Raw genomic sequence first — 13,842 nt, 5'->3', positions numbered from 1 at the left:
TAAGTAGATGCTTTAATCAAATCTTAAAAATCATCATCATTTTAAATACCTACATTAACTAGAATATCTTACCTCACTGATTAACTTGTGCAAGTATCACACCACAAGTTCTTTGATACAAAAGCCTACTTCTTGCACACTTAAATATTTCCTTGCTACGTAATCTCTCTTGTATAATATTCCTCATAACCCAAATCCTCTTTAAAAACACTCCTGCAAATAACTCTATCTATATTTATATAACCTAGATTCCTTATTTATTGCATCCAATAAAATTAAAAACCTCTTATCTTTTTTAAGAAAAATTCTGTTGCTTTCAATAACAAAATCTTTCTTAAAAAAGATAAGAAACCAAGTTTAAATCTTGCCATCATACAGATATGCAGTTCATAAACTTAGTTGCGATCAATAATATTCAACTTTGATAGTTATAGCTTGTCAACCCTGCAACACACCCTATTCTAGAATAACAGCTGTATTTAGAATAGATACGAAACATTTTTGTGCAGATTTCACAAACAAAATCTTGCTATCAAAACAAATCATAACAATACTCATAAAACTCTTAGAGCATAGCAATAATTCTGATTAAACCAAAATTAGCGATACTCAAAGATACGCAAATCGCCCAAACAATAGCAATCAATTTGGGATAAATAATCCACTAAAAACACCAAAGAAACTTATAGTTTAGCGAACTTGTTTTACCGCTTCTACTATATTAATAAGGCTTGGTTTTACCTCTTCCCATTTTCTAGTCTTAAGTCCACAATCTGGATTTATCCATAATTGCTCTTTTGGTAAAACTTCAAGCAAGGCTTTAATCTGTGCTACCAACTCTTCAACACTTGGGATTCTAGGACTATGTATATCATATACACCTGGTCCAACTTCATTTGTATAGCCTACTTCTTTAAAGACTTTAAGAAGCTCATTTCCACTTCGTGCAGTCTCAATACTAATCACATCGGCATCAAGAGCTTCAATGGTTTTAATAATGTCGTTAAACTCGCTATAACACATATGTGTGTGAATCTGTGTTTTTGGCTCTGCAATTGCCACAGAAGTCTTAAAGCAAGATAACGCCCAAGTTTCATATGCTTTAATATTTTCAACTCTTAAAGGATAGCCCTCTTTAAATGCTGCCTCATCAACTTGGATAACTTTAATTCCTGACTTTTGCAAATCATCAATTTCATCAGCAATACATAATGCTAACTGCTCACACACTTCTTGTCTGCTCAAGTCATCTCTAACAAAACTCCAATTCAAAATTGTTACAGGACCTGTTAGCATTCCTTTCATTATCTTTTTTGTTAAACTCTGTGCATAAGTAATCCACTCAACAGTCATTGCTTTTGGTCGTTCCACATCACCATAAATAATAGGTGGTTTCACACAGCGGCTACCATAGCTTTGCACCCATGCGTTTGAGCTAAATACAAAACCGCTTAGCTGTTCTCCAAAATATTCCACCATATCATTTCTCTCTGGCTCTCCATGCACTAATACATCAAGCCCAATAGAATCTTGAAATTCTACGCAGTCTTTGATATATGCTTGTATGCCTTTCTCATACTCTGCTTTATTAATTTCACCTTTTTTATATCCCAAACGCAATGCTCTAATCTCGCTTGTCTGTGGAAATGAACCAATAGTTGTAGTCGGTAAAACTGGAAAATTAAATGCCTCTTTTTGAAGCTTAATACGTTCTTTGAATGGTAAACTCCTGTCTTTAATATTATAAGATTCCACTCTTTCACGTATGGCTTTATTATATGTTTTAGTAGAATTTTTGCGAGATAGATTAACTGCTTTATTTTGCTCTAAAAATTCTTCTACTTGAGAATCTATTTGCCCTCTATAAGCCTTATCTATAGCACAAATCTCTGCGATTTTCTCTCGTGCAAAACTAAGCCAAGAAAGGATCTCACCCTCGATCTTATTCTCACCCTCTTTACTAAAAGGTAGATGTAAGAGTGAACAAGATGCACTTACTACAATCCTATCCTTTGGCACAACACTACCAATAGATTCTAAAAGTTTAAGTTTAGACTCAATATCAGCTACCCAAATATTTCGCCCATCAATAACTCCAGCGTAAAGAATCTTATCGCTCTCTGCAATAATTTGCAAACTTTCTTTATTTCTCTCTCCATAAAGGAAATCAAGTCCAATACCTGCGATCTTTGACTTAACAAGAATCTCTGTGAGTTCTTTACTATGTTCAAAAAATGTGCTTACAATCGCTTGCACTCCACTTTCTGAAATAGTATTATAGACATTTAAAATTTCAGATTCTACATCAATGCCTTCAAAAATTTCCTTGCAAATCCCACGCACAAAAATCGGCTCACTAAACTCGACTACAACCTTAGAATCTAGCTTTACTATCTCTGCTATTAATTCCAAATATGCAACTTTAAGTTTTTTGAAAATGTTTACAGGATTCCCACTTACAACCTTACTTAGTCCAAAGAATGTAAATAGCCCTATAAGCGAGATTTTAGGTGTGTAACCCAATGCTTTCGCTTCATTATAATAAGCTCTAATAAGGCTAACATCTGCCTTGTAGTCATCGCTTTCGCTAAGCTCTGGCACAACATAATGATAATTTGTGTTAAACCACTTTGTCATTTCACATGCAACACCATTGTTATGTCCCCTAGCCATTGCAAAATAGCCCTCTAATCCACTTAAATTTTTAAATCTTTCTGGCTTTGCATTTAATGCATAGGCTAAATCCAATACATTATCATACAAACTAAAATCATTCACACATACATAATCTAAGCCTTTTTGCTCTGCCCAGTGCTTTGCTCGCAAATCTTTTGCCACAGACTCCAAATCATTTTGTGTGCTCTTATTACCCCAAAAACTCTCCAATGCCTTTTTCAGCTCTCTGTTTTGTCCAACTCGTGGAAATCCTAAAATACTGCCCATTATGTTTCCTTTTCTGTAATGTTATAGTGAAATTATGACATAAAAATTTATAAATACAATATGTAATTTTAATTTTTTGTATAAAAATTATTTATTTTACATAAAAAATAATGCGATAACGCATGACAAGGGACTTCTATGAAGATACAAAAAGTAACAAATACAATATGTAATCTAAATTTTATGATTTATTTTTACTTTATAGGGAAATTATCATAGAGTTTAATGGATATAGCTGACCATATAAATCAAGCAGACTTCTAGACAACATTATTTGCAGAATGAAATCATTGTAAAGATATGATGGTATGCAATAATAACTACATAAGAAATAAATGATACTTCACTTGATATTGCAAAGTAAGCTTATCATATAGTCATTTGCGAGTAAAAAATTCTGCCACATCATGTATAGAACCCGAGATTTTGCATGGCTTTTTTGTTTCAACATCAATGTGTGCTAGTTTGACTTTCAGACTAAAAACGATTTCTGGAGCATCTAGTATAGTGTTAAATGTTGCAATTTTATATATCTCTTGTTGTAGGGTAAGTGAAGCACTTTTTATCTCTAATGGGATAGTATGCACCTTATATCTATCGCCTAATTGCAATGATTTTATAAAGCTAGATTCAATATCCTTTACTACAAAGCCATGTTTTGCGTTATGCGGAAGCATACCTTTCTCAAAAAAGAGTAAAGATCGTGCTCGTTCGCAAAAAATGAGATAATTTGCATGATACACAATACCGCCACAATCTGTATCATCATAAAACACATATGCAGTCATCATGTCCCCTTAATAATTGGATTTAAGATTGTAAAAGTAAAAATCTACTTGCATCCTCTTTTGCATAAGGCGTAAGCTCTAATACTTCATCTCCAATACGCACATTATAAAGCTTATCAAGCTCTGTTTTTGCGTAACCAAGCACTATTCTTGCAGCCAAGATTCTATCATCTTTGTGTGCGTTTTTTTCTACTAAAGCCATAGGACCTTGTATACCTTGCAGCTCTATTCTATCCATAAACTCATGTTGCATATTCAGCTTTTTGCCCTCTTCTTCATTACGTGATATAACACATCTCGCACCATTTTCTAAAACCATGTAGCGACCAACTTTAAATAATGCGACATCTTCAAATACCACTTTTCGATGTGCCTGCATATCTTTAATTTTTAAGGCAACTGAAGTATCCGTCAATAAACAACCACCACCTGGCTTTTCATGATATTTCCACCCATATTTTTTAAGCAAGTCAAGCTGCCTTTGCCTACCCCTACCGCTTACATCAAGTAATTTTTCTCTATCAACCCATCCCATTTTTTCAGGAAAAGTTTCTGGCATGAGTTTTGCACTCATAGGACGCAATATAAGCTCATCAAGAGTTCGTGGCTTACTTGAATCACTTCCATCTCGACTTAATATAGAATCATATAATGGATTTTCTCCAATTTTTCTTACAAGTTTTTTCACTTGATCCATTGCTTCTCTTCTCTGACTTTTTGGACGCTGCCCTAAAACCTCACCGCTAATGGCAAAATCTGCTTTAAGCTCTACCATCTTAGCAAACGCGTGTGAAAACATATTAGCATGGCAATCAATACATGGATTAAAATATTTACCATAGCCATATTGCGGTTTAAATAAAATATTATCAAAGAATTGCTTTGCAATATTGATTTGGACAAGTTCTGCACCAACCTGCTTAGCAGCATTATAGAAATACTCACTTTTATCCTTATTGCTGCCAAATCCTATATTAAAATTGAGTGCATACACCTTAATGCCTTGCTCATGTAGTAATTGCATAGAAATCATAGAATCTAATCCACCACTAAACAATGCAACTGCACTTATTTGCTTTTTTGTCATATCTATAAACTCCAAAACTAAAATATAAATACAAATTGACAATATTATACATCAAATAAACAAAAAGAAACACAATGCTAATCTTTTAGTGATTTTGTAACACATCTAGTCTTAAACCCATGAATTCACCGCAATATCACAAAGATTGAATATTTATTTTTGATTTAATCTCGCAAAATACAATAGTTATCATTAACAATAAAGGATATTTTATGCAAAGAAGAACATTTATTAAATACAATGCGTTAGCTACCTTGGGTTTTATACCGCTTTTTGCAAACCCACATGATCACCACAATCATCACGCAATGAGTAGCAATACGAATGAAGAACATCTTAATACATCATTTATCACACTTGAGGATGAAAAACTAGCCCTACTTGAAGAAACATATTTTCCTCAACACAACATACACAAACCATTAGCCTTATTATCTAATACAAGCAATAAAAAGGGTTTCTTTCATGCAAAACTTGAAATAAAGGAAACAAAAGTAGAATTAATCAAAGGGAAAAAGACAAGATGTTATACATATAAAGACATGCACGCAAAAACACAAAGCATGGTTGCACCAAAAATTGAGGTATATGAAAATGATGTGGTCAAGATAGAGGTAAAAAATAGTTTAAACGAACCAACTACAATCCATTGGCATGGTCTTCCTATCCCACCAAGTCAAGATGGTAATCCTATGGATATAATACCTGCAAATGGATACAGAACATATGAGTTTAAGTTGCCAAATGATTGTGCAGGGACTTACTGGTATCATCCACACCCACACAATACCACTGCACAACAAGTTTATATGGGATTAGCAGGAGCATTTGTCGTAAAATCTCACAACAATCCTTTGAAGGAGTTTGTGGAATCTGATTGGTTTATCACTGATTTACGACTTGATTCTAACGCACAAATTCCAGCAAACGCATTAAGCGATTGGCTTGATGGTAGAGAGGGTGAGTTTGTGCTTATTAATGGGGAATATAAACCACAAATTACAATAGATTCTATGCAACGAATCCGCATTTATAATGCTTGCTCTGCAAGATATCTGAATCTAGAATTGCAAGGTTCAAGTTTTATACTTGTAGGCACGGATGGTGGATTAATAGAAAAACCAATTGAAAGAAAACAGCTACTTATAAGTCCAGCATCAAGAGTTGAGGTATTTATCAAAAATGTTAAGAAAGGGGATTTTAAGTTAATAAGCCATTTTTATGATAGAGATAAAATGATACCAAAGAATGAACCAAAAATATTAGAGCTTGCCAATATTAAACTAAATGCAGAGTATAATGAATCAAAATTGCCAAAAAGCTTACGTTTATTGCCTAAATTACAACCCCCAACACAACAAATTGAAATAACTATGAGTGAAGACCATTCAAAAATGCATAATCTTAGCACACAAAACAAAGAAGAATTAAAAAAGAATCTAGCCACCATGTTCCTAATCAATAATAAGGTGTTTGATATGAATCGTATTGATTTTCATGTAAAAATGGGGGCAATATATGATATTGTCGTTACAAACAAATCGCACATGGATCACCCTTTTCACATACATGGCACACAATTTGAAGTTATTGAAAAAAAAGTGGGAACTACAAATGAAAAGATAGAATTTAGAGCATTGCAAGATAGCATTAATGTGCGTCCAAATGAAAGCATAAGGCTCAGAATGAAGCAAAGCTTCAAAGGAATTTATATGTTTCATTGTCATATTTTAGAACATGAAAGTTTAGGCATGATGGGAAATTTATCCGTGATGTAACTCAACTTCTTTTATATCAATCTATACAATCGATTTTCTACGCCTACTAAAGTTGAAGTTATGTAGCTATTATCAAATGCAATACATAGTTTTTGTTTGCATTAAAAGATTCTAAAATAGCATTCAAGGCTACCATATCTCACAATTATAGCAAAGATAAATTGTAAGATACTATATGCAAAACTATAGCATTTCAAACAGATGATTGCACAAATACATAAACTTTTATTCATCTTTCACATGCGACAAGATTATCAAAACATACATAGTTATACAAATTTATCTATCGCATTACAGATAATAAGCAAATTATTATTCATGTTACTTCTGTATAAAATATTGACTGATATTATCAATAATGCATTTCGCACCATCTTGCTGTGCCATACGCATAAGTGATTGAGAGATTTCAGAGAGATTGACCTGCAATATTGTATTCATCAAGTCATTACTCTCAAGATGTAGTATTTCCTCTTGCGTATAAAGCAAAGCTAAGTTTTGATCAATAAGACTCTTTGCGTTAAAATATTGATGATTTTTGGCAGCGTGTGGGTAAGGGATAAAAAGTGTTGGCAAACCATTACTCACAAGCTCCCAAAGGCTTGATGCCCCAGATCGACTAATGCAAAAATCAGCCATGCTCATTAGCTCTGCCATCTGCATATTAAAATCAAACACAAATATATCTTTATTACTCTCTTTAAAATCTTGTATAGAATCTGCAAGACAAAAGCCTTGTTCTACATATGTCTTATAGGTGTTTTCATAATCTATCTTTCCAGCTTGATGTAAGATTCTAATACCATGCTTTTTAAGCAAGGGAGCAAGTCTAATCGCGATTTCATTAATCGCCTTTGCACCCTGAGAACCACCAAAAAATGCAATGACTTTAAGCGAGGTTCTCTCTCTTTGTTTCATAAAAAAGTTGTTATTAATGGGATATGGCGTAATAGTTGCATGAGGGTATTCAAAGCTTGAAAAAAACTTTTTTGCAAAAGGCTTCAAAAGCTTATTGAGCGATCCCATACACGCATTTTGCTCATGTATAAAAAATGGGATTCCACTAAAAATTGCCCCAAAACTTCCTGTTGCAGCACTAAATCCCCCAACACTGATACACGCATCTATATTATGTGCTTTTAAAAGTTTTTTTGCCTTTAAAGATTCTGTAATATTTTTTGTCAATGCACTCCATTTACCTAAAAAACCTTGATTAACAACTGGCGTGGAATCTAAAAATGCTACATGAGTAAAGGGAGTATGTGCGTTATCAAACCATTGTTTATCTTGCCCTTTTGTTCCACCTATATATAGCGTAGTAATGCCTTGCTTTTTACACTCTTCTCCCAATGCTCTTGCAATTGCCAAGTGCCCACCTGTACCACCCCCAGTAATTGCTATATTCATATAATTCTCCCTTTCTTACATAAAACCTTGTATTTTGTAGTATTATAGCAGATTCCATTTATGCAATAAAGCTAGTATATTTAACATAAAGGTTTTTTATGAGAAAGTTTTTACAGATTTTTGTTATGCTAATATGCTGTTTGTATAACTCAGCACATGCAGAAAAAAGGTTGCAAGTAAGTGTCAGTATCCCTCCCCTTTATTTTTTTGTGCAAGAAATTGCCAAATCAAAAGCAGATATTGTTATCATAGTACCACAAAATAAAAATCCAGAGACTTATGAACCCACCTTTAAAGATATGCAAGCACTAGCCAATAGTGATATATTTATAGGTATAGGTATGCCCTTTGAAAAAATATGGCTCCCAAAGATTTTACAAGCAAACAAACAACAACATACATTAGACACAATATTGTTGCATGAAATTTTAGAAAAAACGGATCAAATGCACTTATGGCTTAGTATCGAAAATGCGGTAGAGATTACCAACATTATAACTATTGCACTCGCCTCAAAAGATCCACAAAATGCACATTTTTATAGTGAAAATGCAAAAGAGCTGTACCGCAAACTCGATACATTGCAACAAAAAATCAAAGCATATGTACAACAAATGCCACGCAAAGATTTCATCATCTATCACCCATTATTTGATGAAGCAAGTATTGAGTATGGATTGAAAGAATATGCCTTAGAACAACATGGAAAAACTTATGGAATGAAGGAGATTTTATTTCTTGCTGATTTTGGCAAAAAAGCAGGGATTAAAAAAGTATTTGCTGAACATGACAACAAAGATATAACAACACTTGCAAAAACCATGCAAGCCGAGGTTGTGTTAATAAATCCGATGAGTGTCGATTATATTGCAAATTTAGAATCTATTTTCAAAGAAATATCTAAAAGCTATGAATAAAATAGTGGGAATATTTTGCCATAATCACGTGATTATTATTATCAAATATAGGTGTTATTTGTCTTGCCCTTAAACGTATTGCAACTTTTACAACAATAGTTCATTTGACTACAAGCATTGCATAAATAGGCATTTAGATTAATTTCCTAATCTAATGTATTTCAAAAAACTATTCTAATAATATTTTATATAATTATGAAATATTACTATCATAATAAAGATTCTTATAAGCTTGAAGAAAGCTTTCCAAATCCTTGGCACTTCCTTGCAGTTGCAAAGTGATGTGAGATTGCAAGAATTCTCTATTGACAACCCCAAGCTTATGTTGTGTCGCTAAGTGCAGAATTTTATTATATGCACTACTTTTTGCATGGATAGTTGTGATATCTTGCCGTTGATATGGGATAAATTGCCCACACCCTTCGGCATAAGCAATTGCTTGGAGTGTTGCTTGTGTATAAGCTCTAACCAACCCACCTATACCAAGCTTTGTACCACCAAAATAACGTATACAAACACAAAAAACATTAATTAGGCATTTACCACGCAGCACTTCAAGCATGGGTGCACCAGAACTGCCTTTTGGCTCACCATCATCACTGCTGCCTTCTATGACTTGATGATATTCATTAAAGATTCTAAACGCCCATACAAAATGTGCTGCTTTTTTATGTGATGATTGAAGCTGTGCTAATATTTCATTTCGCATTAAATGACAAGAATCTAGATCTTTGTCTTTAGTGTTTATATTGTTTGAAGATGTACTGAGTGGAAAAAGCAAGGCTATAAATTTCGATCCCTTACATTCAAAAACCACATCTTCTTTGGGAGTTATTGTATTGTCTTGATAAACAAAATACTGCATTGCTAATCCTTTATTCTAAGTTATCCTTGCAAACCTTGATGTGATACAATCATATAAAACTATTTTGATTTGTCAAAATCTATGCGTGGATCAACAATCATATAAAGCAAATCACCAATAATATTTGCAAATAAACCAATAAGTGTAAAAATAAAAAGTGTGCCAAACACAATAGGATAATCCCTAGTAATCACGCTATCATAGCCAAGCAACCCAAGCCCATCAAGATTAAAAATAATCTCTATCAAAAGATTAGAACTAAAAAACATACCAATAAAAGTTGCAGGAAATAGCGTAATTAATAAGAGCATTGCATTGCGAAATATATGTAAATAAAGTACGCGTATGTTGCTTGCCCCCTTACTCCTTGCAAGCAACACATAGCCTTTATGTATCTCATCAAGAAATGAATTCTTAACAAGTAATGTAAGACTTGCAAAACCACCAACACAAATACATATAAGTGGCAAGGTAATATGCCATAAAAGATCTTTGATTTTCTCCCACAAACTCATAGTATCAAAATCCTGACTCACTAAATCTTTGAGCGGAAATATGTCCCAAAAGCTTCCACCAGCAAACAAAACAATAAGCAAAATAGCAAATAAAAATGATGGGATAGAATATAGAAATGTAATACAAATACTTGTAAATGTATCAAATACACTATTGTTATACACTGCTTTCATGATGCCAAGCGGAATACTTATAATATAAATAATTAATGTGCTAAAGATTCCAAGCGTAATTGATACAGGCAGTTTTTCCTTAATAATATCAAGCACACTTGCTTCTCTATAAAAGCTCTGTCCAAAGTCAAACTGCATGTAATTACGCAACATAATAAAAAATCTCTCTAAAATAGGCTTATCAAACCCATACATTTCTTTTAGTTGCGCAATAAACTCAGAATCAAGCCCTTTTGCACTCTGATAGCTTTGCAATCTTATGCTTCCAGCATTACTCTCACCCCGCAAAGTATTTGTAAGCTTTGCACTCATTTGTTCAACGGGACCACCAGGTGCCAACTGAATAATAAAAAAATTAAGTGTAATAATGCCAAGCAATGTGGGTATAACCAACAATATTCTTTTAAAAATATATAACAACATAGAGTGCCTAATTTATACAAATTTTTGCGATATAATACTATAAAATGTGTTTGTAATAAAATCTACCTTATTATAAACTAAATGTAAAATGACAAACAACCTCAAAAATCAATGAAAACTCATCACTAATTCATCTAAAAATATTTTTAGATGAATTAGTGAACTATTATAATAGATTCTATTCTTAAAGTAAAAGCCATTATATCCACTAAATCAATAAAAAACAAACATGTAAGCTTACAGCTATATGTCAAATTGCACTATTTGAATTACCCAAATCTTCATGAAATATTTTGCTACTTCTTATCCTAATGTGTTGTACTAGCATTCTCTAAATCAAATAAAGGCTTGATTTACTTAAAATCTTAAATGTAGAATATATATCCTTATATTGCTTTTTTAAATTGGCTTTTTTAGTAATTCCTTGTGCAATATATGCACCCTATAAGTGCAAAAAATAAATGATCTATATTTATATAAGTTATTCTTAATTGTTTAATTATAATTCACATTCAACACAACAAATCTTCTTATACTTGTTCATGAAACCTTAGATGTCTTTACAATAAAACTAAAATCCTTCCTATATTGTTTTAATCTCATATTCAATATTCCTATAAGATATTCTACTTTTACTTCTTTTTGTTCTTATTGGCAGGATTTCATCAAATGATTATTATAAACTTGATTATTTTAAAAGACTAAAAAAGATTCTAAAAGTCATGGAAACTCGTCTTGTAAAAATATAAAACTTCTTTTTGATTTTATATATTTGAATGAAGTGTAGACTATTTAAGCTCTTTTTATATTTTCAGAATCTAATCTTTTACACAAGCTCATATGATATTTAAGGCACTTTATTTCATCAAGCAAACTTAGATTTAACATTTAAAGTGAAGCCTCTCTATAAAGAAATTAAAATCTTTTTTAGAAAGATTTATAAAAAATTTATTCCTTTAGTCCTTGAGAGATTACAAAACCTTAATACGCTGCTATTTTCATTAAGGAAACTACGTTGTATTTTTGATTGATAGATTTAAAACCAAATAAGAAAGTCTGCATAACTACATTCCTACATTCAATTAACTCTAGAACAGATATAAGCATGAGATCAATACTATAAAACAATACATTTCTATTCTTCTAGAATATAAACTCATGTATATCAAGATATATAATCCTATAATGGGAGATTAATCTTTGATATAAGATAAAAAGCAACTGCACCAAATATAGCTGATAGCGGCACGGTAATAAGCCATGAAGCAATAATTCTATTAATCGCGCTTCGTCTTACCAACTCTTGTTTATATGCTTTTTTCAAACTTTTACGTTCTTTTTTTCTTAACACTGGCAAATCATTATTCTTTCTATCAGCTTTTGCAGCATTTGCTTTGAGAGACTGCAACATCTCTTGTTTCTGTCGAATATTTGCACGATCAAATTTTGTCAAGAATTTCTGCACTGCCTCCTCATTTCTCCCTTTATATGCTTCAATAATTTCTTGCTGCATAGTATAGTAACGCTTTTTAAGATACTCACGTAAAAATCCGACACCAAAGATTGCACCAATGGCAATATGAGTAGAACTTACAGGCAAACCTAATTGCGAAGCAATAAGCACGGTAATAGCAGCAGAAAGTGCTACACAAAATGCACGCATTTTGTCAAGATCTGTAATTTCACTACCAACGGTTTTGATTAGTTTTGGTCCATAAAGAGCTAACCCTAGTGATATTCCAAGTCCACCTATAAGCATAATCCAAAATGGTACCTGTGCCTTACCACCAAAAGACTCTACAGCAGTCTCGCGAATTGCCTCATAGATTCCAGCCAAAGGTCCAATAGCATTTGCCACATCATTTGCACCATGAGCAAAGCTAAGCAGAGCAGCAGAAAAGATTAAAGGAAGTGTAAAAAGTTCATTAATATCTTCTTTGGTATTTGAAAGCGTATCTGCTTTTCTGATAATAAATGGACGAGAAATAAAGAAAACAACAATAGCAATGCCCAATCCAGCAAGTAATGCGGCACCAAAACTAAGCTTAATCATACCAGTTTTTTGCACCAAATACACGCTAAATGACCATGACATAATAAGAATCAACAGTGGCACAACACGTTTTGCAGCAGTTTTTTTATCACTTTGATAAGTAATAGATCTCTTAATAATAAATAAAAATATCATAGCAATTAAGCCGCCAAGACAAGGAGACACAACCCAACTTAATGCAATCTCCCCCATAGCGCCCCAGTTTGCTATACCAAATCCACCTGCCATAATACCAGCCCCAAGCACGCCCCCAACAAGCGAATGCGTTGTAGATACAGGTGCACCAAGTGCAGTAGCAACATGCAACCAAATCGCTCCAGAAGTAAGAGCAGCAAGCATAACATAAATAAAAGTTGCGCTATCTTGCAAACTGGTTGGATTGATAATGCCAGACTTAATGGTATCAACAACATCCTTTCCAGCAATAATTGCCCCAGAAGCCTCTGCAATAGCAGCAATAATTATCGCACCAACAAGTGTGATAGCGTGTGAACCAACCGCTGGACCAACATTGTTTGCCACATCATTGGCACCGATATTAAGTGCCATATAGCCTCCAACAACTGCGGCAAAAATGAGCACAACAGGGCTACTCACAGGATAACCAAATGTAATCGCAATACCAGCAATAAGAATAAAAAATGCAAGCACAATGCCAATTTTTACAATATCCCTTTGTCCAAATGATGCAGCATTCTCAATCTTTTTAATATTTTTAATATCCATAAAACTTTCCTTAAGACGTAAAAATGGCACAAAGCATTCTCATTATTATACCCTAATTGCTTTTTGAATTAGCGTTAACTTGTCATTCATCAGTCACAAATAGGTGCGGTCTAATATTAAAACAATAAGAATTTGTAAAACCAATATTTTATACGACACCATGAAG

At 33.0% G+C, this 13,842-nt stretch carries 9 protein-coding genes; 2 read left to right on the top strand and 7 right to left on the bottom strand.

The features are described 5' to 3' along the window. Nucleotides 1-690 precede the first annotated feature (690 nt). The 3 genes from metE to LS81_RS04350 all read right to left on the bottom strand — a co-directional run bounded on the left by metE (nucleotide 691) and on the right by LS81_RS04350 (nucleotide 4,818). Complete coding sequence (gene metE, locus LS81_RS04360; protein WP_034344876.1) at nucleotides 691-2,943, bottom strand: 5-methyltetrahydropteroyltriglutamate--homocysteine S-methyltransferase; 2,253 nt, start codon at nucleotides 2,941-2,943, stop codon at nucleotides 691-693. Nucleotides 2,944-3,320: 377 nt separating this feature from the next. After that, nucleotides 3,321-3,731 carry an acyl-CoA thioesterase gene (locus LS81_RS04355; protein ID WP_034344879.1) on the bottom strand — a complete coding sequence of 137 codons (411 nt, stop codon included), beginning with the start codon at nucleotides 3,729-3,731 and terminating at the stop codon, nucleotides 3,321-3,323. Nucleotides 3,732-3,753: 22 nt separating this feature from the next. Further along, complete coding sequence (locus LS81_RS04350) at nucleotides 3,754-4,818, bottom strand: 7-cyano-7-deazaguanine synthase (RefSeq protein WP_034344881.1); 1,065 nt, start codon at nucleotides 4,816-4,818, stop codon at nucleotides 3,754-3,756. A gap of 212 nt (nucleotides 4,819-5,030) precedes the next feature. Between LS81_RS04350 and LS81_RS04345 the strand changes: the two genes are divergently transcribed. Next, nucleotides 5,031-6,596 carry a multicopper oxidase family protein gene (locus LS81_RS04345; protein WP_034344883.1) on the top strand — a complete coding sequence of 522 codons (1,566 nt, stop codon included), beginning with the start codon at nucleotides 5,031-5,033 and terminating at the stop codon, nucleotides 6,594-6,596. Nucleotides 6,597-6,917: 321 nt separating this feature from the next. Here the strand turns inward: LS81_RS04345 and LS81_RS04340 are convergent, their stop codons facing one another. Continuing rightward, on the bottom strand, nucleotides 6,918-8,003 hold the full coding sequence (locus tag LS81_RS04340; RefSeq protein ID WP_034344885.1) for a UDP-N-acetylglucosamine--N-acetylmuramyl-(pentapeptide) pyrophosphoryl-undecaprenol N-acetylglucosamine transferase: 1,086 nt from the start codon (nucleotides 8,001-8,003) through the stop codon (nucleotides 6,918-6,920). Between the two features lie 98 nt (nucleotides 8,004-8,101). Between LS81_RS04340 and LS81_RS04335 the strand changes: the two genes are divergently transcribed. Continuing rightward, nucleotides 8,102-8,920 carry a metal ABC transporter substrate-binding protein gene (locus LS81_RS04335; protein ID WP_034344887.1) on the top strand — a complete coding sequence of 273 codons (819 nt, stop codon included), beginning with the start codon at nucleotides 8,102-8,104 and terminating at the stop codon, nucleotides 8,918-8,920. A 193-nt stretch (nucleotides 8,921-9,113) separates the two neighbouring features. Here the strand turns inward: LS81_RS04335 and LS81_RS04330 are convergent, their stop codons facing one another. From LS81_RS04330 to LS81_RS04320, 3 genes are all read right to left on the bottom strand, one after another. Next, nucleotides 9,114-9,785 (bottom strand): IMPACT family protein, encoded by a 672-nt coding sequence (locus LS81_RS04330; RefSeq protein WP_034344889.1) that lies wholly within the window; start codon nucleotides 9,783-9,785, stop codon nucleotides 9,114-9,116. 59 nt (nucleotides 9,786-9,844) lie between these two features. Beyond that, nucleotides 9,845-10,897: a microcin C ABC transporter permease YejB gene (yejB, locus tag LS81_RS04325; protein ID WP_034344891.1), complete on the bottom strand. Its 1,053-nt coding sequence runs from the start codon at nucleotides 10,895-10,897 to the stop codon at nucleotides 9,845-9,847. 1,180 nt (nucleotides 10,898-12,077) lie between these two features. After that, on the bottom strand, nucleotides 12,078-13,676 hold the full coding sequence (locus tag LS81_RS04320) for an inorganic phosphate transporter (RefSeq protein WP_034344893.1): 1,599 nt from the start codon (nucleotides 13,674-13,676) through the stop codon (nucleotides 12,078-12,080). Between the last annotated feature and the right edge of the window lie 166 nt (nucleotides 13,677-13,842).

The organism is Helicobacter trogontum, from assembly GCF_000765905.2.
GTDB lineage: Bacteria > Campylobacterota > Campylobacteria > Campylobacterales > Helicobacteraceae > Helicobacter_A > Helicobacter_A trogontum.
This window is presented reverse-complemented; position numbering and strand designations above follow the sequence as displayed.